19 protein-coding genes are annotated in these 22,816 nt (G+C 50.8%); 15 read left to right on the top strand and 4 right to left on the bottom strand.

Annotated elements, in window-relative coordinates; genetic code table 11:
* Positions 1-144 precede the first annotated feature (144 nt).
* The 3 genes from B5F29_RS08525 to B5F29_RS08515 all read left to right on the top strand — a co-directional run bounded on the left by B5F29_RS08525 (position 145) and on the right by B5F29_RS08515 (position 4,093).
* Positions 145-570: an amino acid-binding protein gene (locus tag B5F29_RS08525; protein WP_087154206.1), complete on the top strand. Its 426-nt coding sequence runs from the start codon at positions 145-147 to the stop codon at positions 568-570.
* 80 nt (positions 571-650) lie between these two features.
* The gene (locus tag B5F29_RS08520; RefSeq protein ID WP_087154205.1) at positions 651-2,723 is read left to right on the top strand and encodes an elongation factor G; all 2,073 of its coding nucleotides are present in this window, start codon (positions 651-653) and stop codon (positions 2,721-2,723) included.
* Positions 2,724-2,836: 113 nt separating this feature from the next.
* Positions 2,837-4,093, top strand: a complete 1,257-nt coding sequence (locus tag B5F29_RS08515; RefSeq protein WP_087154332.1) for a chloride channel protein — start codon at positions 2,837-2,839, stop codon at positions 4,091-4,093.
* 24 nt (positions 4,094-4,117) lie between these two features.
* Here the strand turns inward: B5F29_RS08515 and B5F29_RS08510 are convergent, their stop codons facing one another.
* The 3 genes from B5F29_RS08510 to B5F29_RS08500 all read right to left on the bottom strand — a co-directional run bounded on the left by B5F29_RS08510 (position 4,118) and on the right by B5F29_RS08500 (position 5,149).
* On the bottom strand, positions 4,118-4,411 hold the full coding sequence (locus tag B5F29_RS08510) for a hypothetical protein (RefSeq protein ID WP_087154204.1): 294 nt from the start codon (positions 4,409-4,411) through the stop codon (positions 4,118-4,120).
* 7 nt (positions 4,412-4,418) lie between these two features.
* Complete coding sequence (locus B5F29_RS08505) at positions 4,419-4,742, bottom strand: hypothetical protein (protein ID WP_087154203.1); 324 nt, start codon at positions 4,740-4,742, stop codon at positions 4,419-4,421.
* Positions 4,743-4,858: 116 nt separating this feature from the next.
* A complete protein-coding gene (locus tag B5F29_RS08500; RefSeq protein WP_087154202.1) occupies positions 4,859-5,149 on the bottom strand; it encodes a hypothetical protein in 291 nt (96 codons plus the stop codon).
* Between the two features lie 118 nt (positions 5,150-5,267).
* Between B5F29_RS08500 and B5F29_RS08495 the strand changes: the two genes are divergently transcribed.
* Positions 5,268-6,065, top strand: coding sequence for a zinc dependent phospholipase C family protein (locus tag B5F29_RS08495; RefSeq protein WP_087154201.1), 798 nt, complete (start codon positions 5,268-5,270; stop codon positions 6,063-6,065).
* Positions 6,062-7,300 (top strand): MFS transporter, encoded by a 1,239-nt coding sequence (locus B5F29_RS08490; protein ID WP_087154200.1) that lies wholly within the window; start codon positions 6,062-6,064, stop codon positions 7,298-7,300. The genes B5F29_RS08495 and B5F29_RS08490 overlap by 4 nt, the downstream gene beginning before the upstream one ends.
* Here the strand turns inward: B5F29_RS08490 and B5F29_RS08485 are convergent.
* Positions 7,288-8,232: a CobW family GTP-binding protein gene (locus B5F29_RS08485; RefSeq protein ID WP_162608390.1), complete on the bottom strand. Its 945-nt coding sequence runs from the start codon at positions 8,230-8,232 to the stop codon at positions 7,288-7,290. The two genes, B5F29_RS08490 and B5F29_RS08485, sit on opposite strands and share 13 nt — an antisense overlap.
* 170 nt (positions 8,233-8,402) lie before the next feature.
* Between B5F29_RS08485 and B5F29_RS08480 the strand changes: the two genes are divergently transcribed.
* The 10 genes from B5F29_RS08480 (at position 8,403) to spoIVA (ending at position 22,759) form a co-directional block, all read left to right on the top strand.
* The gene (locus B5F29_RS08480) at positions 8,403-9,857 is read left to right on the top strand and encodes a helix-turn-helix domain-containing protein (RefSeq protein WP_087154198.1); all 1,455 of its coding nucleotides are present in this window, start codon (positions 8,403-8,405) and stop codon (positions 9,855-9,857) included.
* Positions 9,858-10,032: 175 nt separating this feature from the next.
* Positions 10,033-11,172 carry a uroporphyrinogen decarboxylase family protein gene (locus B5F29_RS08475; protein WP_087154197.1) on the top strand — a complete coding sequence of 380 codons (1,140 nt, stop codon included), beginning with the start codon at positions 10,033-10,035 and terminating at the stop codon, positions 11,170-11,172.
* A gap of 39 nt (positions 11,173-11,211) precedes the next feature.
* The gene (locus B5F29_RS08470; protein ID WP_162608389.1) at positions 11,212-12,237 is read left to right on the top strand and encodes an aldo/keto reductase; all 1,026 of its coding nucleotides are present in this window, start codon (positions 11,212-11,214) and stop codon (positions 12,235-12,237) included.
* 123 nt (positions 12,238-12,360) lie between these two features.
* A complete protein-coding gene (locus B5F29_RS08465; protein ID WP_087154195.1) occupies positions 12,361-14,103 on the top strand; it encodes an ABC transporter ATP-binding protein in 1,743 nt (580 codons plus the stop codon).
* A complete protein-coding gene (locus B5F29_RS08460; RefSeq protein WP_087154194.1) occupies positions 14,096-15,991 on the top strand; it encodes an ABC transporter ATP-binding protein in 1,896 nt (631 codons plus the stop codon). Before B5F29_RS08465 ends, B5F29_RS08460 begins: the two co-directional genes overlap by 8 nt.
* A gap of 95 nt (positions 15,992-16,086) precedes the next feature.
* A complete protein-coding gene (locus tag B5F29_RS08455) occupies positions 16,087-17,784 on the top strand; it encodes a S8 family peptidase (protein ID WP_087154193.1) in 1,698 nt (565 codons plus the stop codon).
* A 68-nt stretch (positions 17,785-17,852) separates the two neighbouring features.
* Positions 17,853-19,268 (top strand): 2-isopropylmalate synthase, encoded by a 1,416-nt coding sequence (locus tag B5F29_RS08450; RefSeq protein ID WP_087154192.1) that lies wholly within the window; start codon positions 17,853-17,855, stop codon positions 19,266-19,268.
* Positions 19,265-19,945, top strand: coding sequence for a GntR family transcriptional regulator (locus B5F29_RS08445; protein ID WP_330397567.1), 681 nt, complete (start codon positions 19,265-19,267; stop codon positions 19,943-19,945). Before B5F29_RS08450 ends, B5F29_RS08445 begins: the two co-directional genes overlap by 4 nt.
* A gap of 34 nt (positions 19,946-19,979) precedes the next feature.
* Complete coding sequence (locus tag B5F29_RS08440; protein ID WP_087154191.1) at positions 19,980-21,194, top strand: NADP-dependent isocitrate dehydrogenase; 1,215 nt, start codon at positions 19,980-19,982, stop codon at positions 21,192-21,194.
* Between the two features lie 74 nt (positions 21,195-21,268).
* On the top strand, positions 21,269-22,759 hold the full coding sequence (gene spoIVA, locus B5F29_RS08435) for a stage IV sporulation protein A (protein WP_087154190.1): 1,491 nt from the start codon (positions 21,269-21,271) through the stop codon (positions 22,757-22,759).
* The last annotated feature ends 57 nt before the right edge of the window (positions 22,760-22,816 follow it).

Below are 22,816 nucleotides of genomic sequence, written 5' to 3'. Positions count from 1 at the left end.
GTGACAGGCGAAAAGATTTGGGAAAAGATCTATGTCAGCAGCCGACATTGACAAAAAATGCAGATTCTTCTATACTTCTACACGAAGACTTTGACCGCCGGAATCAGGATCGGCCGGACGGTCTGTTGTATGGAGGAGTAAGAGATGTTAAAACAGCTTTCCATCTATGTGGAAAACAAGAAAGGTCGTATGCAGCATATCACCGGGCTGCTTGTAGAAAATGAAATCAATATTCTGGGTTCTATGACCAACGACGGGATTGAGTTCGGTATTATCCGCATGGTGGTCTCTGACCCGGAAAAAGCAGAGAAAGCCGTGAAGGACGCCGGATATCTGTGCTGCCTGACAGATGTTCTGGGCATTGAGATGGATGATGAGGTGGGAAGCCTGCATAAAGTACTGCTGGCTCTGTCCGACAGCAACATCAATGTGGATTACAGCTATCTTTCTTTTAACCGGGAGACAGGAACGCCAATCATGGTGATCTATGCGGAGGATATTTATGAGGTAGAAAACTGCATGGAGTCCAAAGGGTTTGTGTCAGTGAGCAATATTTCCCGGAAATTGTAACTATTCATCAAAAAACCTTGCTATTTCCTCTGGTGTTTAGTATAATTCTTACATGACTAAATGTATTGGAGGAGATTTCTATGAACGTTTACACGACTGACAGTATCCGCAACGTAGTTCTTTTAGGACATGGCGGGAGCGGTAAGACCAGTCTGGTGGAGGCTATGGCATATGTATCCGGCCTTACCAGCCGCATGGGGAAAGTACCGGACGGCACGACCATCAGCGATTATGACAAGGAAGAGATTAAAAGGAAGTTTTCCATCAATACATCCGTGATTCCGATCATCTGGAAAGATGTAAAGGTCAATGTATTGGATACGCCCGGATATTTCGACTTTGTGGGGGAAGTGGAAGAAGCGGTGGCAGCGGCGGACGCGGCGATCATCGTAGTATCCGGAAAGGCCGGCGTAGAAGTGGGTACGGAGAAGGCGTGGGAGCTTTGCGAGAAGTATAAGCTGCCGCGTATGTTCTTTGTCTCCGAGATGGATGTGGACCATGCTTCTTTCCGCGGAGTGGTAGAGAAACTGACGGAGCTGTACGGCAAGAAGATCGCACCGTTCTATCAGCCCATCCGTGAGAATGAGAAGTTCGTGGGGTATGTCAATGTCATGAAGATGGCCGGACGCCGCTTTACAGGCATCGGCAGCAGAGAAGAATGTGAGATCCCGGACTATTGCCGTCCGAATCTGGATATTTACCGTGAAGCCATGATGGATGCGGTGGCGGAGACCAGTGAAGAATTCATGGAGCGGTATTTCGCGGGAGACGAGTTCTCTGTAGGAGAGATTCGCGCGGCTATGAAGATGAACGTGGATGACGGAAGCATCGTTCCGGTTTCCATGGGGTCCAGTACGGAATTAAGAAACATCCACAACCTTCTGAATGATATCGTGGAACTTCTGCCGTCTCCGGATAAGATGGAGCGCGCAGGTATCAATATGAAGACCAATGAGATCTTTCAGGCGGATTATAATTTCTCAAAATCGAAGTCCGCATATGTATTCAAGACGATCGCGGATCCGTTTATCGGGAAATATTCTCTGCTGAAGGTTTGCTCCGGCGTTCTTAAGCCGGACGATGTGCTGTATAATGCTTCTACAGAGACCGAGGAGAAGCTGAATAAACTCTATGTATTCAGAGGCAGCAAACCGATCGAGGTACCGGAGCTTCATGCGGGAGACATCGGCGCCGTCGCGAAAGCAGGCTGTCATACGGGGGATACCCTTTCTACCAAAGCGGTTCCGGTGATGTATGGAAAAGCCGAGATCTCCAGACCATATACTTATATGGCTTATAAGGCAAAAAACAAAGGCGATGAAGATAAAGTTTCCCAGGCACTTTCCAAGATGATGGACGAGGACCTGACGCTCAAGGCAGTCAACGACGGAGAGAACCGTCAGTCGCTGCTCTATGGTATGGGAGACCAGCACCTGTCAGTGGCGGTCAGCATCCTGGCAGATAAATATAAAGTCGATGTGGAACTGGTAAAGCCGAAGGTTGCGTTCCGTGAGACGATCCGCAAGAAAGCGGACGTGGAATATAAGTATAAGAAGCAGTCCGGCGGTCACGGCCAATATGGTCACGTAAAGATGACCTTCGAGCCGTCCGGAGATCTGGAGAGTTCATATGTATTTGAACAGACGGTAGTAGGAGGAGCGGTTCCGAAGAATTATTTCCCGGCAGTCGAGAAAGGTATCCAGGAAGGAGTTACCAAAGGACCTCTGGCCGGATATCCGGTAGTCGGCGTGAAAGCGGTACTGTATGACGGCTCTTATCATCCGGTAGATTCCTCAGAGATGGCATTCAAGACTGCAGCGCTCCAGGCGTTCAAAAAAGGTTTTATGGAAGCGTCGCCGGTGCTTCTGGAGCCCATCGTGACATTGACTGTGGTCGTTCCGGATAAATATACCGGAGATGTTATGGGGGATCTGAACAAGAGAAGAGGACGTGTTCTTGGTATGAATCCATCCGGAGCAGGGAAGACGGAAGTGGTAGCCGACGTTCCGATGATGGAGATCTTCGGATACAATACGGATCTTCGTTCCATGACCGGAGGAAGCGGAACCTATTCCTATGAGTTTGCGCGCTATGAGCAGGCTCCATCGGATGTACAGGAAAAAGAAGTGGCGGCAAGAGCTGCTGAGTCATAGACAGTCGGTTTGACAGAATAGTGAAAGACAGACGGTATCTTTTGGAAATCAAAGGCCGTCTGTTTTTTGCGGAATGCCGGATTGCATACAGATCCCGGCAGAAGGAGAGAAAGATGAAAAAGATGATAGAGGAATGTCTGAAAAAATGTGCCGAAAGAGCATTCATCCTGCTGCGATGGCTTGCTGCCGCCGGACTTACAGGATGGATCCTGGGCGTAGTCGGGGGTTGGTTCAATCTGGCAGTCGCGAATGTGACGACATTTCGTGGAAATCACCCCTGGATGCTGTATCTTCTGCCTGTGGCCGGACTTGCCATAGTGGTGCTTTATAAGCTGGATCCTTACCACTCCAGTACGAATCTGGTGCTGAAAGGAATCCAGACAGGCGCTTATGTGCCTCTGCGGATGGCTCCGCTGATCGTAATATCTACAGTTTTGACGCATGCTTTTGGCGGTTCCGCAGGACGCGAAGGGGCGGCGCTTCAGCTGGGAGGCAGTCTGGGAGGAACTTTTGGAAAATGGATGAAGATGGATGAGTATGACCGTAAGATCATGATCATGTGCGGGATGAGCGCGGCGTTCTCCGCGTTGTTCGGCACTCCTCTGACAGCCACGGTATTTGCCATGGAAGTGATCAGCGTGGGCATCATGGAATATGCGGCTCTGGTTCCCTGCGCGATGGCTTCGCTGGCTGCCAGGGGTGCGGCCGCATGGGTCGGCGCGCATGGAGAACAGTTTACGATCACAGAGATCCCTGCTGTGGATGTCCGGAGTGTAGTCCTGACAATCGTGCTGGCTGTGCTCTGCGCGGCAGTCAGTATTTTGTTCTGTATGGTTCTCCACCACACGGAGCACTGGTATCAGAAATGGATTCCCAACGAATGGGTGCGCATCATTTCCGGCGCCCTGCTGGTCATCCTGATGACCATCCTTCTGGGCACGACGGATTATCTGGGAGCCGGGATGGACGTGGTGGCAAAGGCAGTGGCAGGGGAAACAGCAGCCGCGGCCTTCCTGATTAAAATGGTATTCACAGCCGTGACTCTGGGGAGCGGATTCAAGGGAGGAGAGATTGTTCCTACTTTGTTTGTTGGAGCCACGTTTGGCTGCCTGTTCGGACAGGTTACGGGACTCGCGCCGTCCCTGGCGGCAGCCTGCGGTATGGCAGCGGTCTTCTGCGGCGTTACAAACTGTCCGATTTCTTCTTTGCTCCTGAGTTTTGAACTGTTCGGGTTCCAGTGTATGCCGTTCTTTTTGCTGTCCGTATCGATCAGCTATCTGGAATCCGGATATTTTGGTCTGTACCACAGCCAGAAGATCCTGTACTCCAAGACGAAGCTGCAGTTTATCAACCGGCAGACAAAAGAATGATCCGGGGCGGCGTTTGGGTTTCCCCTATCTGCCGCCTTTGCCCCGCATCATCTTCCGGGCTTTTTCCAGCGCGTCATCCATCTGACGTTTCTCTTCTTCGCTTTTGCCTTCTTTCATGATCTGAAAGATCAGATCAAATTCATCTTTGGTGAAATTCAGACGCTGCCGGTTGGCGGACGCGATGGCGCCCATGATGACGGGCATGGCTTCTTTCTGCGATTTTCCTTCGATCTGTTCCGCCAGATTCAGAAGGAGTTGCAGTTTGGCCGGCGCGATGTTCTGGATACGCTCGTCGTGAAACCACTCAGGGACTTTCATATTCTGATCATTCCTCCTTTTGTTCGGGAGCGGAGGAGAATCCTTCGAACATCTCCCGATACAGGTCTATATTTTCAAACATATCCGCGAATTGTTCCATCTGAGCCTGTTCCTCCGGAGGCAGGAATTCCTTTATACAGTTCATCAGGTTTCCCGCTTCCATCGGCTGCTGCAGAGGCGGATTCCGGTTGTAGTATTCGATGGTGTACTGAAGTTCGCTCCATTTAATATAGATGGCCATCAGTTTCTGCATCGGAGCAGGAAGAAAGGGCAGGAAGATTTTCAGCGCCTGCAGCTCTTTGGGACAAAATGCCTGGTCAAAAGGTGTCATGGCAGATCTTCTCCCTGCGTCTTTCTTCAATATATGAACGGCCGCCGAAAATCATGCGGTTTCCGGTACCGGTTTTTCATAGCGGGCCGCCCGGTAAGGGCGGCCCGGGTGGTATTTTAGCATCCGCAGGAATTGCATCCGCAGGAGTTGCATCCGCAGGAGCTTCCGCCAAACCCGTTTCCGCAGAAGAGCAGAAGCAGGATGATCCACAGACAGCTGTCGCTGCCGCCGCATCCGTTGTCGCATCCGCAGCCACTGTTTCCGAAGAATCCGCTGCCGTTGCCGCAGCAGCAGGAGAGCAGCAGGATGATCCAGATCAGGCTGCAGCAGGAGCTGCCTCCGAACAGACCGTTGCCGCATCCGTTGTCACAGCCGCATCCGCAGCCGTTTCTTGATAAATCGCCCATGAGAAAACCTCCAAAAACTATTTACACTTCATCATATGCAGGATAACGGAAATGTGTTATACTAAGGAAGCGCTGATTTGACCAGCACTTCCTTAGATCGGTGAAAGGAGAGAACATCATGCCAGCGGTTTATGCGCACTATCTGTTTGGAAAAAAAGTATATAAAGCGCTTCCGGAAGCGGAGAAAAAGATGGTCCGCCAGGGGAAAGACGCGTTTCTGATCGGGCTTCACGGGCCTGATCTGCTGTTTTATTACCGTCCGTTCGGGAAGAACAGGATCAACCAGCAGGGAACCCGGATGCACCGGGAACTGGCTGCCGGTTTTTTCGAGAAAGGGAAAGAAGAATACGAGAAGGATCATGATCCGGTGCTGAGAGCATATTTATATGGTTTCCTGTGTCATTTTATACTGGACAGCGAATGCCATCCATATATCAGCTGCTACATGGAAGAGCATGGTCTTGGCCATCTGGAGATAGAGACAGATTTTGAACGGTATTTGCTTGAGAAAAGCGGACATGATCCGCTCTGCTATGTGCCGACCCATCATTTGATCAGCCGCAGGCATACCAGAGAGCAGATCTCGCGCATGTTTGAGAATGTGACGCCTAAGCAGATCGACGTCTGTATCAAGATGTTCCGCAGGATTATCGCGTTTTTTATCTGCGCGTCTCCGGTGAAAAGGAGAATACTGCGGACAGTATCCCGTGTCACAGGGCAGGACAAGGAATTAGGCGGATTGATCATGGACGGAATTGTTCATCCGGGATGCGGGGAAAGCAATGACTTTCTGGAAGAACGGATGGAAGCTTCGGTAGAAACCGCAGTACAGGAGATTGTAAATTACAGCCGGGTGCTGGAGGGGAAAGGCCTCCTGTCCATACGGCTGTATCGCGACTATGAGGAGACCATATGAAAAAGCTGACGGGACTGGAACGAAACTGGATACTGTACGATGTGGGAAATTCTGCTTTTGTGATGCTGACTTCCACAGTGATTCCCATCTACTTTAAAAATCTTGCGGAAGGAGCCGGGGTGTCGGCAGGAAATTCCACCGCGTATTTCAGTTATGCCAGTTCTCTGGTAACTGTGCTGGTAATGATACTGGGACCGCTTCTGGGGACCGTGGCAGACGGGAAAGGGCGGAAAAAGGAGATTTTTACCGGATGCATGCTCGTGGGAGCGTTGGGATGCGCAGCTCTGGCAGTGCCTGCAGGATGGCTTGCATTTCTGGGCATTTATGTGCTTGCCAAGACAGGATACCAGGGCAGCCTGATCTTTTATGATTCCATGCTGGGAGATGTGACGGAGGAGGACAGGATGGATCAGGTGTCCGCACACGGTTATGCCTGGGGATATATCGGGAGCTGCATCCCGTTTGTGGCGAGCATCCTGCTGATCCTGAATGCGGATACGCTGGGGCTTGGAAGCGTGCGCGCCACCATGCTGGCATTTTTGCTCAATGCTGTGTGGTGGAGCTGTATGACCCTGCCGCTTCTGAAAACTTACCGGCAGCGTTCCGGAGAAGGCAGCAATAATAAGGACGGGAGCTTTGTCAGCCTCGCCAGGACCGTGCGCGGGATCCGGCAGAACCCCAAAGTGCTCTGGTTTTTACTTGCCTTTTTCTTCTATATAGATGGTGTCTATACGATCATCGATCTGGCCACTTCCTATGGCAAGGACATGGGGATCTCGGATACCAGCCTGATGCTGGCGCTTCTTCTGACCCAGGTGGTGGCGTTTCCCTGTTCGATCCTGTTCGGGAAACTGACGAAGAAAATAGAGAGCGGGAAACTGATCGCCGTGTCGATTCTGGGATATCTGTGTATTGTAATCTTTGCCCTGCAGCTTGACAAGACCTGGGAATTCTGGTTCCTGGCAGTCTGTGTGGCGGTCTTCCAGGGAGGCATTCAGGCGCTGTCCCGGTCGTATTTCACCCGCATCATTCCGCAGGAAAGGGCGGCGGAGTATTTTGGCTTTTACGACATCTTTGGAAAAGGAGCCGCGTTCATGGGGACGCTGATGGTAGGCGTGGCGTCGCAGGTGAGCGGCAGTTCCAGGACGGGCGTGGGACTTCTGGCAATTTTATTCCTGATCGGGTTTTTCCTGTTCCGGAAAGCGGACCGGATCGGAAGCGCTCAGACGCCCTGATCCAGCGCTTCCAGCTGGCTCTGAAGCCAGGACAGGTCTATTTCTTCCCCTATGATTACGAGTTGGTTAGTTTTGCTTCCGTCAAAGCTTTTCAGCTCTTCCTGGAACTGGTCGCCGTATGCGATATCGATTTTCCGGACGCCGCCGTCCGCCATTTTCAGATAGCCTTTGACGCGCCAGATCTTCTCGCATTCTCTGCGGCGGAATAGTTCCATCAGGCGCTGCAGGGTCTCTTTCCGGAGATCATGCCGGAACTCATAGTTCCAGACAGAGAAAGTCTGTCCTCCTTCGGAGCGCATGCGGACAGTCCCGTATAATTTTCCCAGGCCGCTTCTTCTGGGGAGCATATCCTGCGCCAGGCCTTCCGGGAAAGTGTCCGGACCGACTGCGTCCAGAGGGACGGCGGCCATACGGAGTCCCGGATTGATCTTCCACAGCGCTGATTTCACTTCTTCCAGTTCTTCCGGGGATATCTGGTCCGCAAAATTCAGATAGACTGTCTGCGCGCTGCAAAACTGTTTCAGATAAAACTTCCCGATTACTTTCAGAAGCTTACGCTGTTTCCTGGCATCTGCCACCATGATGATCCGGTTCAGGACCGCCATGCCGGAGTCCGTGCAGGCGGATACCACGTCTGTCAGGCTGGCCACGCCGGACGGCTCTACGATGATGTATTCCGGATGCTCCTGTTCTGCCAGACGCCGGATCGCCTCTGTAAAATTCCCCTTTACCGTACAGCAGATACAGCCCGATGTGATCTCCCGCACGCAGATAGAGCTGTCCTTCAGCAGTTCCGCGTCCAGGTTGACTTTGCCGATCTCGTTTTCGATCACCGCCGTCTTGTGCCCGGCATAGGCGGACGCAAGCATCTGCCTGATCAGGGTCGTCTTCCCTGCCCCAAGCAGGCCGCCGTAGATATCCAATTTTACCATATATACCTCAATCCTCCTTTTTGACATCAGAAAGAACTTGCGGGTCGCTTCCTCGTTTCCTATAATAATATTATCGCCGCAATACCGTCTGCTGTCTATGTTTCTGCGGTACAAACGGAGGCTGCCGGGGAGCGGTTTCTTTGTCTGTATCTGCCAAATGGAGGTTGAATATGAAATTAAGTATGTCTATGGTCCAGTGGTATTTGAGGGATTATATGCAGAAAGCGCACATACAGAACGATTCGTTGTCCATACAGGGGCTTCGCTTTCTGTCCGGGAATATGCCGCGGATGCATGCGGATTTTATGTACCTGGGGGAGGCGTCTGATTATATCTCGGATAAACGGTACGACCAGGCGTATATTATTGTCCACCGGGAGAACTATATCCTTTTCTTCCAGGCAGATTTCGAGGACCTGCTGAACGGGCTGCTCGCCGCATTTGATTTCTACGGCACATGGGAACACGAGATGGCCCATGCGTCGGCTTTCGGGCTTTCGCTGCAGAAGATCCTGGATCTGTCCCATGAAGTTTTGTACAATCCGGTTACCGTCATGGATCTTGAGGGCAATATTGTAGCGCTCAATTCTCTGGATGTCCCGGAGGACGACCTGTACTGGAGATACAAACAGGAAAATGGCCAGGAGCATCCCGCCATATTTTCGAATCAGTGGTTCACGCCCGAGGGCGCGCCGGTCCGGGAACTCTCCCGGACCCCTCAGCTGGTGCAGAATGTCCAGCAGGGACAGCCGCCTCTGATCATGATGTACCTTTTTCAGGATGAGGAACCGGTCGCGGTATTCTATATACTGATTGCCAACAGAGACCTTCTCACGATGGACATGCAGCTGGCAGGCGAGATCAGCAAATACCTGATCTTTTCCGAAGAATTTTTTAAACGGAACGTCCGTCTCCGTTCTACGGAAAAGCTGATGCAGGAATTTCTGGACTGTCGGATGGAACACGGAGCGGAAGGCGAATCCGCGGCGGAAAAGCTGCAGAAATCCGTCGGCGACGGACAATGGCGTCTGGCTCTGCTTCGCCACATATCCCGCAAGGATCTGATTTTTTCAAAATCCATGCTGCGCATGCTGAAAAATGAGACAAAGGTTCCGTGTATCTTTTACCGGGATGATATCCTGCTTCTGATACCCGAGTCCCGCCAGGCGGAGATCCTCGAGTTCCTCGACCGGCAGATCCCATCGGACAGCCTGTTCCTGGCCATGTCCATGCCCACGACAGATTTTTTCAGCCTTCCCCTACGCTATGAGCAGACGGTCTTTACGGTGGGACAGGCTGCGGACAGGCCGGGAGTCCACAAGTGCGAAGCGTTCGCGTTCCCTTATATTAAAGAACAGATATCGCAGATGCTTTCCGCCGCGAAGTTCCGGCATCCGGCTTTTGCGATCCTGGAAGAATATGACCGTACGCACCATACGCTGCTGCGGGAAAGCCTTTCTGTATTCCTGAATCACAAATGCAGCATCCTGGATACGGCAAAAGCGATGTATGTGCACCGGAATACCATAAAATACCGGATTGCCAGGATCCAGGAGCTTACAGGGATATCTTTTGAAGACGAACAGGAGCTCCAGTACCTGTGTCTGTCGGACTGGCTGCTCTGATTTGTCACTTTGTGACAAAAAGAATTTTTCTGACAACTTTCGTTTTTCATATGCAGCCATAGGAATCGCTGCAGTTTTGCTCTATGATGACATCATAACCAAGAGGGAAAAGGCCTGGTTATGATGTTATTTTTAATATCATGACCTGGGCGGCACCGATCAAAGGAGGGCTATTATGGCAAAATTTGAAACGACCTATGAGAAGCGTCTGGAAAGAACCATGAACGCGGTCAGTATGAAACCTGTTGATAAGATCCCGTTCCATTACAGCGGCCCTGCCTGTATGGCGGCCATGGAAGGCATATCGATCAATGAATTTGTCCATGATTTTGACAGGGCCACGGATGTGTGTATCCATTTTCTGAACGAGCATCCCGCAATCGACGCGATCCATTCACCTACGATATATCCGCCTGTGCTCGCGAATCTCTGGCTGTCCGAGATCAGGACGCCGGGAGAGGAACTGCCGGACAACGAACTCTGGCAGGTGGTGGAACACAATAATATGCAGATGGAGGACTACGAACGCATCATTAAAATGGGATACGGCGCGTGGCGTGAGGAATATTTTAAAAAATATCTTGGAAATTATGCGGAAAAGATAAAGCCGTTTCTTGACTCTGTCCCGAAGACCTATGAACGGATCCGCAGGGAGGCAGGAGTCCCCATCATGAAGGAAGGCCCTGACGCGGCAAGCCCGATCGAAGGGTTCGCCGGGGCCAGAGGACTGGTGGATTTCTTTATGGATATCATGGATGAGCCTGAGCTGGTGAAGAAAGCCATGGATTCTGCGTTTGATTATCTTTACCGGACCTATACCGGTTCCCTGGACAGCATGGCGGCGGCCGGCGCGAAGCCTTCCAGCTGCTGGATAGGCGGATGGAGAGGGGCTCCCGCCATGTTGAGCCATGATACGTGGATGGAATTTGTATGGCCTTATGTCCGTAAATTTATCGAGGCGACTCTGGAAAGGGGCATCCTTCCGATACTCCATTTTGACTCCTGCTGGGACAGCGAGATCGAGACGCTTCTGGAGCTTCCTCCGAGAAGCTGCCTGCTGATGCTGGACGGCAGCACGGATATGCGGCGGGCAAGAAATATTCTGGGCGATCATATGGCCATGATGGGGGACGTTCCTTCCAACATGCTCGCGTTTGGGACAGATACCCAGGTCTATGATTATGTCACCAGCCTGATCGATGACTGCGGGTCAAAAACAGGGCTGATCATCAGTTCCGGCTGCGACAGCCCGATGAATGCAAAACCTGAAAACGTCAACGCTATGATCCAGGCTGCAATGGATTATCCTTGTTGAGACTGATGCCGTCTGTCAGACGGCGGAATGGAGGCTGTTATGAAAAAAAGAATGCTTGGTACAATCGAAGTCGGCGCCATCGGGATGGGGTGCATGGGGTTTTCGCATGCCCACGGCGATCCGGCCCCGCGGGAAGAATGTATAAAAATGATGCGTACGGCGCATGAACTGGGCGTAACGCTCTACGATACGGCGGACGCCTATGGGAACGGCCACAATGAAATACTGGTGGGCGAAGCGTTAAAACCGATCCGCGCAGAGGTGGTAATCCTTACCAAATTTAATCCGGAGAAAGACCCGCTCAACGATCCGGACGCTTCTCTTGCCGACCAGATCGAAAAGCGTCTGGACGCTTCTCTCAGACGCCTGGATACGGATGTGGTGGATATTTATATGTGCCACCGGATTCCGGAGGGCGTCCCTATCGAGGAAACCGCGGAGGCCATGTCCAGTTTTATTAAGAAAGGAAAGATCCGCAGCTGGGCCATGTCCAGGGCGGACGCCGATCAGATCGAACGGGGCAACGCGATCGCGCCGGTCAGCGTCATCCAGAACGAATTTTCCATGATGGAAAGGTCTCCGCTTACGGACGGCACGCTGGAGGCCTGCGCAAAGCACGGCATAGGATTCACGCCGTATATGCCTCTGGCTTCGGGATTTCTCAGCGGGCAGTTCAAACCGGGCATGACGTATAAGAACGATGATATCCACCGTACTTCTACCTGGTTTACAGATGAGAACCTGAAGAGAAATCAGCCGGTCCTGACCATGATCGACAAGCTTGCGTCTGAGAAGAACGCTACGTACTCCCAGATCGCCCTTGCTTACCTGATGCACAAATACGACAGGCTCGTCCCGATACCGGGTATGTATGAGATGCGGTTTGTCAAAGAAAACATCCGCGCGGCAGAGATCGAACTTACGGCGGAAGACATGCAGTTTATAGACAGTACCCTGGACAGCCTGACCATATACGGGGACTGTAAAGAGGATAAGGTTTATGCCCTGGGAGACATGCTGAAAGAAGAAGGATACGTCATCGGGAAGTCCTGGGAGAACAAGTAAAATCTTTCTTGACAATCATTTTTTTTCTGTATAAAATATGTTTGAGACAAACGGGAGAAAAGGAAACTTTTCTCTCGTTTCATACTGATAAACAGAAATATTTGAAAGGAGAAATGGGGAACGATGATAAGAATACTGATGAAGTCGATCCGGGAGTACAAACGTCCTTCGATCCTCGCTCCGGTGTTGGTGGGTCTGGAAGTCGTCATGGAATGTATCATACCGTTCGTGGTGGCTCAGCTTGTGAACCAGATCAAGGCCGGGGCAGGTCTGGGAGTGATCGGTCAATATGGCCTGATACTGGTAGTGCTGGCAGTACTTTCCCTGGCGTTCGGAGCCGGAGCCGGAGCTAACTGCGCGACGGCATCCTGCGGTTTTGCCAAGAACCTGAGAAAGGATATGTTCTACCGGATTCAGACATATTCCTTTGAAAACATTGATAAATTTTCCACTTCGTCTCTGGTGACCAGAATGACCACAGATGTGACAAATGTGCAGCTGGCATACATGATGCTGATCCGTCTGGCTTTCCGGAGTCCTCTGATGATCATTTTTTCTTTTGTGATGGCTTTGTACATGGGCGGCCGTCTGGCGCTGGTCTTCCTTCTTACGATTCCGGTGCTTGGATTCGGTCTTTTTATGGTGATCAGCCATGCGATGCCGTTGTTTAAAAAGGTATTTAAGAAATACGACGCCCTGAATGAATCAATACAGGAAAATGTAAAAGGCATGAGAGTGGTAAAATCCTATGTGCGCGAAGAATACGAAAAAGAAAAATTCGGGCGTGCGGCAGAGGATGTTTGCAATGATTTCACACGCGCCGAAAAGATTCTGGCGTTCAATAATCCTCTGATGCAGTTTTGCCTGTATTCAGTCATGATTTTCGTGCTTACGGCAGGGTCTTATACCATCATTTCCAGCGGCGGCATGGATCTTGATGTGGGACAGTTTTCAGCCATGCTGGTTTACAATTTCCAGATTCTTTCAAGTCTGATGATGTTCTCCATGGTGTTTGTTATGGTGACAATGGCTGTGGAGTCCGCGAGACGTATCGTGGAGGTGTTGACAGAGGAAACTGCTCTGCACAATCCGGCGGATCCGGTGTATGAAGTGCCGGACGGCTCTGTTGACTTTGATCATGTGAATTTTAAGTATTCTAAGCAGGCAAAAAAGATGGCGCTTGCCAATATCGACCTGCATATTCGTTCCGGTGAAACCATTGGTATTATCGGAGGAACCGGATCATCCAAATCCTCGCTGATCCAGCTGATTTCCCGTCTGTATGATGTTACGGAAGGAAGTGTGAAGGTAGGCGGTATTGATGTGAGACAGTACGATCTTGAATCCCTGAGGAATCAGGTGTCAGTAGTGCTTCAGAAAAATGTATTGTTTTCCGGTACCATCAAAGAAAACCTGCGCTGGGGGAACCAGAACGCTACAGATGAAGAGATCGAGGAAGCGTGCCGTTTGGCGCAGGCCGATGAGTTTATCCAGCGTTTCCCGGATAAATACGATACTTATATCGAACAGGGAGGATCTAATGTATCCGGCGGACAGAAGCAGCGTCTGTGCATTGCCCGCGCCCTTTTGAAAAAACCGAAGATCCTGATCCTGGACGATTCCACCAGCGCGGTGGATACCAAAACCGACGCGCTGATCCGTAAGGCGTTTGCGGAATATATTCCCGAGACCACAAAGATCATTATTGCGCAGAGGGTTGCTTCCGTACAGGATGCGGACCGGATTATCGTCATGGATGGCGGCACGATCCAGAACATTGGAACTCATGAAGAACTGCTGAAGACCAGCAGTATTTACCGCGAAGTATATACTTCGCAGAATAAGGCAGGTGATCAGAATGAGTAAACCGACTGCAACGAGAAAAGGCACTGCTGTGCGTCTGATAAAATTGTTATTTGAGTTTTATCCGGTGATGCTGCCTCTGGTTATTGTCTGTATTCTGCTTAACGCACTGATCAGCTCTCTGCCGGCAATATTCCAGCAGAATGTTATTTCTATCGTGGAGCAGACCTGGCAGACCAGGGATTGGGCATCTGTTTCCGGACAGGTGTTCGGGCTGGTGAAATTGCTGGCTTTCTTTTATGTGCTGTCTTTGATCGCGGGATTTACTTATACCAGAACTATGGCGGTGATTACGCAGGGATCTCTGATGAAATTGCGTGAGAAGATGTTCAACGGCATGCAGGATCTGCCTATTAAATATTTTGACACGCATAACCACGGCGATATCATGAGCTATTATACCAACGATATTGATACCCTGAGACAGCTGATTTCTCAGAGTATACCGCAGCTTCTGATCTCTCTGGTTTCTGTAACTACAGTAGTGTGTATCATGCTTTATTACAGTGTCTGGCTGTTTCTGGTAGTGATTGTCGGAATCGGACTCATGACGCTTGTGACGAAAAAAATCGGCGGCGGTTCCGCGAGGTATTTTATCCGCCAGCAGGAACAGATGGGAAAGACGGAAGGTTTTGTCGAAGAGCTCATGAACGGCCAGAAAGTCGTAAAAGTATTCTGTCATGAAGAGCAGACGAAAGAGGATTTCGACCGCATTAATGAAGAACTGTTCCATGTGGCGGAGCGTGCAAACAAGTACGCCAACACGCTGATGCCGATTCTGGCGAATATCGGAAATATCCTCTATGTGATAGTGGCTCTGGTGGGAGGCGCCCTGCTGTATTTTCATGTGCCGAATCTGAGTTTGTCCGGGATGGCTCTTAGTATCAGTATTACAGTGCCTTTCCTTAACATGACCAGACAGTTCAGCGGAAATATCGGCCAGGTGTCCAATCAGGTCAACGCGGTTGTTATGGGTCTGGCCGGCGCGCAGCGTATCTTTAATCTGATTGACGAGCAGCCGGAAGCAGATGACGGCTACGTGACGCTGGTTAACGCAAAAGAAGAGAACGGCGAGATTGTGGAGTGCCAGGAACGTACCGGTATGTGGGCATGGAAACATCCGCACAAGGCAGAGGGCACGGTTACTTATACAAAGCTGGCCGGAGATGTGCGCATGTACGATGTGGACTTCAGCTATGACGGCAAAAAGACGGTTCTGCATAATATTACGCTTTACGCGGAGCCGGGCCAGAAGGTGGCGTTTGTAGGAGCTACCGGCGCGGGCAAAACAACGATCACCAACCTGATCAACCGTTTTTACGATATCGCAGACGGAAAAATCCGTTATGACGGCATCAATATCAATAAGATCAAGAAAGCCGACCTGCGTCGTTCTCTTGGTATTATTCTGCAGGATACGGTGCTTTTCAGCGGAACGGTTATGGACAATATCCGCTATGGCAAACTGGACGCCACGGATGATGAGTGCATTGAGGCGGCAAAACTGGCGGGAGCCGACGATTTTATCACCAGACTGCCCAACGGATATGACACTCTGATCGCGGCAAACGGATCCAACCTGTCACAGGGGCAGCGTCAGCTTATCGCGATCGCGAGAGCAGCGGTGGCAGATCCTCCAGTTATGATCATGGATGAGGCTACCTCTTCCATCGATACCCGTACTGAGGCGATCGTACAGAAAGGCATGGACGCTCTTATGAAGGGACGTACAGTATTTGTGATTGCGCATCGCCTTTCTACAGTGCAGAACTCGGATGTGATCATGGTACTGGAACAAGGCCGGATCATCGAGCGTGGAAGCCACGAAGAGCTGATCGCTCAAAAAGGAAAATATTATCAGCTTTATACCGGCGCGTTCGAGCTGGAGTAAGGGCGGAGACAATCTGTATCAAAGCGCTTCTGTGTGTCAGCAGAAGCGCTTTTTTCATATGGTAAGATGAATGGAATGAGCCGGAGGATTCACAGATGGGATGCAGGGAAGAGATTCTGTCCGACGATTATATTGATTATATTTGGAAGGTGGACGCACAGACAGCTTTAAGAGAAGCGGAACGTCTTGGAATATGCGGGCAATATGTGACAGACGGGCTGATGATATTCTATATGAACCGGGAAGAAGTGGTCCGCAATCCGTCGGGGATGCTGATTGGCGATTATGCAGTCACGTACTGTCATACTCAGATGGACACAGAAAGTCTGGAGGAGACCAGAATTCTTACCATTCAAAATCAGCCGGCGCTGCAGCTTCGGGGGCGGGGGGTTCTTCTTGGATTTCTGGATTCGGGAATCGCGTTGGAGAATGCGGCTTTTCGGAATCCGGACGGAAGCACCCGGGTCATCGGCCTTTGGGATCAGACGGATCAGAGCGGTACGCCTCCGGGAGATATGCATTATGGGACCGCTTATTCTGGAGAAGAGATTGATCGGATGCTTCAGGAAGGAGAGCAAAATCTGCCGGGTGAGGATGATAATGGACATGGAACAAAAGTCGTATCCATTGCAGCAGGATCTTTGCTGGAAGATTTGAACTTCATCGGCGCTGCTCCGGAAACATCCATCGCGTTTGTAAAACTGAAGCCTGCAAAAGCCTCGATTCGCCGCCTGCAGCAGATTCCTCTGGATGCGGTTGCATATGAAGAAGCGGATATGATGCTGGCGGTCCGGTATCTGGATATGCTGGCGTTGGAACTGGGGATGCCTCTGGTTATCTGCCTGGCGCTGGGGAGCAATTCGGGAGGACATACAGGTGCCACGCCTTTGGGATTGTATTTGAATGAATTTGCCAGAAGGGCAGGCAGAGCGATTGCAGTGGCGGCAGGAAATGAGGGGAACCGGGGGCATCATTTTTTTGGAGTAATTCCGGGAACTACCGGATATCTGGATGTAGAACTGCGTGTTGGGGAGGGAGAAAAGGGTTTCCAGATGAATCTCTGGGGAAATACACCTGGACTATTTTCGGTGGAGGTGACCTCACCGGCAGGAGAGCGGATTCCCAGGATCTTTGCGAGGCCTTTGGAGCGTCAGAGATATGAGTTTGTTTTTGAGAAGACAATTCTGGATATTCAATACGAACTGACAGAAGTGATTTCCGGAGACGAGCGGCTGCTGCTGGTTTTCCGGGATCCTACTCCCGGTATCTGGAGAATCCGGGTGTACGCCCGGGGCGCTCTGGACAGCAGTTTTCATATCTGGCTTCCGGTCACGGGATTTATCACTGACGAGACCTATTTTCTGCGGTCTTCTCCGGATACCACAATAACGGAGCCTGCTAATGCGGAGGGGATTATCACTTTTGCGGGTTATGACGCGAAATCAGGCAGCATCTGGCTGGATTCAGGAAGAGGCCTTAACAGGTATGAGCGTCAGAAACCTGATCTGGCAGCGCCGGCCGAGGAAGTCTCTGCAGTGGATCGGCTCGGCAATGCGGCGATGCTGACCGGTACCAGCGCTGCGGCTGCCCTGGGAGCCGGAGCCTGTGCGCTGATGATGGAGTGGGGGATTGTCAGAGGAAACGTACCTACCATGGACAGCGTCACAATTCAAAGATATCTGGTGAGAGGGGCCGACAGACCGTCTGTATTTGAGTATCCTAACCGGATCTGGGGATATGGGATTCTGGATCTGTATGGGGGTTTTCAGGCAATCAGCGGAAAAACCGATTGACAACCATAGGAAACATGATACAATGGTTACATTAAGATTGTATACAAGAATACAAAGGAGAGAAGACCATGGATCATAACAGAGCCGTTCATTTTGACAGACATACCAACCTGCTTCAACTGGAAGAACATATGTATCCGCTGGTGGATGTGGAATATCCGAATACGTTCCGGAATCTGTTTCCCTATACGGAAGTTCCGAAAATCGCATTCAACGACCGTATTGTGCCGCATCATATGCCGGATGAAATCTGGATCACGGATACTACGTTCAGGGACGGACAACAGTCCAGGACGCCTTACACTACAGACCAGATCGTAACGATTTTTGATTATCTGCATAAACTTGGCGGACCGAGAGGGATCGTGCGCCAGTCAGAGTTTTTTCTGTACAGCAAGAAGGACAGAGACGCGGTGTATAAGTGTCTGGAACGTGGATATAAGTTTCCTGAGGTTACGAGTTGGATCCGTGCCAATCATGAGGATTTTAAGCTGGTCAGGGATCTGGGCCTGAAAGAAACAGGTATTCTGGTCAGTTGTTCCGATTATCATATATTTTATAAAATGAAGATGACGCGCCGTGAAGCCATGCAGCATTACCTGGACATTATCAGAGACTGTCTGGAGATCGGCGTAAGTCCCAGGTGCCATCTGGAAGATATCACCAGAGCGGATATTTACGGATATGTGATTCCGTTCTGCCTGGAACTTAGAAAACTGATGGATTTTTACCAGATACCGATTAAGGTACGGTGCTGCGATACTATGGGATACGGCGTGAACTATCCGGGAGCGGTGATTCCCAGATCCGTGCCTGGTATTATCTACGGAATCCAGGTACATGCAGGTTTTCCATCCGAACTGATCGAGTGGCACGGGCACAATGATTTTTATAAGGCAGTCAGCAATTCTACCACGGCATGGCTCTACGGTGCTTCCGGTGTAAACTGCTCTTTGTTCGGAATCGGAGAACGTACAGGAAATACTCCGCTGGAGGCCATGGTATTTGAGTACGCCCAGCTCAGAGGCACACTGGACGGCATGGATACGACAGTGATTACGGATCTGGCTGAATATTATGAAAAGGAGATCGGATATCGGATTCCGCCCAGAACTCCTTTCGTGGGACGCAGTTTTAACGTGACAAGAGCAGGTATCCATGCGGACGGACTTCTGAAAAATGAAGAAATCTATAATATTTTTGATACGGAAAAGTTCCTGAAACGGCCTCCGGTGGTAGCGGTGTCCAATACCTCCGGACTTGCCGGTATTGCGCACTGGATCAATACCTGGTTCCACCTGAAGGGAGAGCAGGCTATTGACAAAAATACAGAGCTGGTTCATATGGTGAAGGCATGGGTGGATAATGAGTATGAAAGCGGCAGAGTAACAGTGCTGACCGACGAAGAGCTGCTTGCCGTGATCCAGGACGCCTGCGATAAGCTGGGCATTACACTGGAGCAGGGAGGTACATCAGAATCATGAATGAGATGCACGACCCCAAAGAGAACCGGGACAGGTATTCTCTGAGGGGGAGAGTATATGAGAGCATACGTGAAGACATCCTGAGCGGAAAATATGAGCAGAATACAGAACTCAAGGAAACAGCCATCGGTACGGAACTGGGAGTAAGCAGAACTCCGGTTCGGGAGGCCCTTCGCCAGCTGGAACTGGAGGGACTGGTGACGATTATTCCCAACAGGGGAGCGTATGTAAATGCCATTACAGCAAAAGATGTAAAGGATATCTATAATATCCGCTCCACGCTGGAAGGGCTCTGCGCCAGATGGGCAGCGGAGCAGGTGACAAAAGAGCAGCTGGACAGCATGGAGGAGATTATTTGCCTGACAGAATATCATACCGAGAAGAATAATTATGAAAAACTCCATGAGCTGGACAATCTGTTTCACGAACAATTGTATGAAGCGTCCAATAGCCGTATTCTGCAGCATGTGCTTTCGGATCTGCACGATTATGTAAAGCGGGTACGAAAAGCGACGATCGCGTTCCAGAACCGGTCGGTCAAATCGACCCAGGAACACAGAGCGATCTTTGAAGCCATCCGGGACAAGCGCCCGGATCTGGCGGAGGAACTTGCCAGGCAGCACATCAGCCGGGCGATAGAAAGTATCCAGATGTACGGACTGGACAATATTTTATAGTCAGACCAAATAGCAAAGTAAGGAGAACAGACAGATGGAAAAGATCAAGATGACGACGCCTCTGGTAGAAATGGACGGCGACGAGATGACCAGGATTCTCTGGCAGATGATCAAAGAGGAGCTTCTGCTTCCGTTTGTGGATCTGAAGACAGAGTACTATGATCTGGGACTTAAGAACCGCGACCGCACCAACGACCAGGTGACGGCAGACTCTGCGGAAGCCACCAAGAAATACGGCGTGGCGGTGAAATGCGCCACCATTACTCCCAATGCGGCGAGAGTGGAGGAATATGGGCTGAAGGAGATGTGGAAGAGCCCCAACGGTACGATCCGCGCTATCCTGGACGGCACCGTGTTCCGCGCTCCGATCATTGTAAAAGGGATTGAGCCTTATGTGAAGACCTGGAAGAAGCCGATCACTCTGGCACGTCATGCCTATGGAGATATTTATAAGGGCGTTGAGATGTCCGTCCCGGGACCGGGGAAGGTGGAGATGGTATATACGGATACAGAAGGGAACCGGGAATCCGTAACTGTCCATGAATTCAAGGGTCCGGGTATCGTACAGGGCGTGCACAATCTGGACGACTCCATCGAGAGTTTTGCGAAGAGCTGCTTTCAGTACGCGCTGGATACGAAGCAGGATCTGTGGTTTGCTACAAAAGATACTATTTCAAAGAAATATGACCATCATTTCAAAGACATTTTTCAGGAAACTTATGAGAAAGAATACAAAGAAAAATTCCAGGAAGCGGGCATTACATATTTCTACACTCTGATTGACGACGCGGTAGCGCGGGTGATTAAATCTGAGGGCGGATTTATCTGGGCCTGCAAGAATTATGACGGCGACGTGATGAGCGATCTGGTGGCGACGGCATTCGGCTCTCTTGCCATGATGACCTCTGTGCTGGTGTCGCCTCACGGATATTATGAATATGAAGCGGCTCACGGGACAGTTCAGAGACATTACTACAAGCACCTGAAAGGGGAAGAGACTTCCACGAACTCTATGGCGACGATCTTTGCCTGGAGCGGAGCGCTCCGTAAGAGAGGAGAGCTGGACCGGCTTCCGGAACTGGTACACTTTGCGGACGTGCTGGAGCAGGCTTCCATTCACACGATTGAATCCGGCAAGATGACGAAGGATCTGGCGCTGATCACGGAACTGAAAGATGTGACGGTGCTGAACTCACAGGATTTCATCCGCGAGGTACGTGCAGAGATGGAGAAGATGCTGGACGCATGATAAAATTTTCCGGCTGACATCATAAAATAAGAATCCCTCCCATATATTTAGAACAAATGTGGGAGGGTATTTTTATGGAATCAGTTCAGGACAAGAAAGAATTTTACCTGTATCAGGATATTAAAGAGCGTACAGGGGGTGAGATCTACATAGGAGTGGTCGGCCCTGTGCGGACCGGAAAATCCACGTTCATCAAAAGATTCATGGATCTTCTGGTACTTCCGAATATGGAAGACATACACGAAAGGGAGCGTGCCACAGACGAACTTCCCCAGTCGGCAGGCGGCAAGACAATTATGACCACGGAACCCAAATTTGTTCCTAAGGAAGCGGTTGAGATCAAGGTGGGAGGAGAGATCCCTGTGAAGATCCGCCTGATCGACTGCGTGGGCTATATGGTGAACGGTGCGGCAGGGCATCTGGAGAACGAGGTGGAACGGAAAGTGAAGACGCCCTGGTTTCAGGAAGAGATCCCTTTTACAAAGGCAGCAGAGATCGGGACTCATAAAGTGATCCATGATCACTCCACCATCGGGATCGTCGTCACCTGCGACGGCAGTTTTGGAGATATCCCGGCGGCAAACTATCAGCCGGCGGAAGAACGGACAGTGGAAGAACTGAAAAAGCTGGGGAAACCGTTCGTGATCCTGCTTAATACCACGAGACCCTTCAGCGACAGCGTCCGGAAGACGGCAGAGGAAAAGTTCGCAAAATACCAGGTGCCCGTACTTCCGGTCAACTGCGAACAGCTGAAAAAAGAAGATATCTCCATGATCCTGGAGCAGATCCTGCTGGAATTTCCTCTGATAGAGGTGGAATTCCATATGCCAAGCTGGGTGGAAATGCTTCCCGTGGAACATCCCGCGAAGCAGGAAGTGATCCGCAAGGGAAAAGAGATGATGGGAGAATTCCGCGTACTCCGGGACGTGGGAAATGTGAGAACCGACTGCGAAGGGCCCGCCATCCGTAAGATCAAGCTGGAACAGGTGGCGCTGAGCCGTGGAGTGGTGATCTATACAGTTACGATGGAGGAATCCGGGTATTATCAGATGCTCAGTGAACTGACCGGTATGGAGCTGCGGGATGAATACGACCTGATCGGACAATTGAAAGAGCTGTCCGCCATGCAGCGGCAGTACGGAAAAGTGATCCGGGCTATGGACGCGGTCCGCCAGAAAGGATACGGCATGGTACTGCCGGAACGGGATGAGATCACCATAGAAGACCCGGTGCTGATCCATCAGGGAGGAAAATACGGCGTGAAACTCCGGGCATTTTCACCGTCGGTACACATGATCCGGGCTGATATCGAGACGGAGATCGCGCCTATCGTGGGCAGCGAGGAACAGGCGAAAGACCTGATCCGTTACATTCAGGAAGGCCGAGCGGAAGATGATGGGATTTGGAAAATCAACATCTTCGGGAAAACTGTAGAAGAGCTGGTGGAGGACGGTATCCGGAGCAAACTGTATCAGATCGGGGAGGAAAGTCAGGAGAAGCTGCAGGATACCATGAAAAAGATCGTAAACGACTCCAACGGCGGACTGGTGTGCATCATCATCTGACGGATGCCGGCTGGTACAGGATGTTTGACTTCACAGCCTTCGTAAGGTATATTAATA

Source organism: Lachnoclostridium sp. An196, from assembly GCF_002160135.1.
GTDB lineage: Bacteria > Bacillota > Clostridia > Lachnospirales > Lachnospiraceae > Hominiventricola > Hominiventricola avistercoris.
This window is presented reverse-complemented; position numbering and strand designations above follow the sequence as displayed.

Coding starts and splice junctions, on each gene's coding strand:
- B5F29_RS08480 (WP_087154198.1), top strand. CDS start 8,403: ATGAAATTAAGTATGTCTATGGTCCAGTGGTATTTGAGGGATTATATG.
- B5F29_RS08450 (WP_087154192.1), top strand. CDS start 17,853: ATGGATCATAACAGAGCCGTTCATTTTGACAGACATACCAACCTGCTT.
- B5F29_RS08500 (WP_087154202.1), bottom strand. CDS start 5,149: ATGGGCGATTTATCAAGAAACGGCTGCGGATGCGGCTGTGACAACGGA.
- B5F29_RS08455 (WP_087154193.1), top strand. CDS start 16,087: ATGGGATGCAGGGAAGAGATTCTGTCCGACGATTATATTGATTATATT.
- B5F29_RS08515 (WP_087154332.1), top strand. CDS start 2,837: ATGAAAAAGATGATAGAGGAATGTCTGAAAAAATGTGCCGAAAGAGCA.
- B5F29_RS08465 (WP_087154195.1), top strand. CDS start 12,361: ATGATAAGAATACTGATGAAGTCGATCCGGGAGTACAAACGTCCTTCG.
- B5F29_RS08460 (WP_087154194.1), top strand. CDS start 14,096: ATGAGTAAACCGACTGCAACGAGAAAAGGCACTGCTGTGCGTCTGATA.
- B5F29_RS08490 (WP_087154200.1), top strand. CDS start 6,062: ATGAAAAAGCTGACGGGACTGGAACGAAACTGGATACTGTACGATGTG.
- B5F29_RS08445 (WP_330397567.1), top strand. CDS start 19,265: ATGAATGAGATGCACGACCCCAAAGAGAACCGGGACAGGTATTCTCTG.
- B5F29_RS08495 (WP_087154201.1), top strand. CDS start 5,268: ATGCCAGCGGTTTATGCGCACTATCTGTTTGGAAAAAAAGTATATAAA.
- B5F29_RS08475 (WP_087154197.1), top strand. CDS start 10,033: ATGGCAAAATTTGAAACGACCTATGAGAAGCGTCTGGAAAGAACCATG.
- B5F29_RS08505 (WP_087154203.1), bottom strand. CDS start 4,742: ATGACACCTTTTGACCAGGCATTTTGTCCCAAAGAGCTGCAGGCGCTG.
- B5F29_RS08470 (WP_162608389.1), top strand. CDS start 11,212: ATGAAAAAAAGAATGCTTGGTACAATCGAAGTCGGCGCCATCGGGATG.
- B5F29_RS08520 (WP_087154205.1), top strand. CDS start 651: ATGAACGTTTACACGACTGACAGTATCCGCAACGTAGTTCTTTTAGGA.
- B5F29_RS08440 (WP_087154191.1), top strand. CDS start 19,980: ATGGAAAAGATCAAGATGACGACGCCTCTGGTAGAAATGGACGGCGAC.
- B5F29_RS08510 (WP_087154204.1), bottom strand. CDS start 4,411: ATGAAAGTCCCTGAGTGGTTTCACGACGAGCGTATCCAGAACATCGCG.
- spoIVA (WP_087154190.1), top strand. CDS start 21,269: ATGGAATCAGTTCAGGACAAGAAAGAATTTTACCTGTATCAGGATATT.
- B5F29_RS08525 (WP_087154206.1), top strand. CDS start 145: ATGTTAAAACAGCTTTCCATCTATGTGGAAAACAAGAAAGGTCGTATG.
- B5F29_RS08485 (WP_162608390.1), bottom strand. CDS start 8,232: ATGGTAAAATTGGATATCTACGGCGGCCTGCTTGGGGCAGGGAAGACG.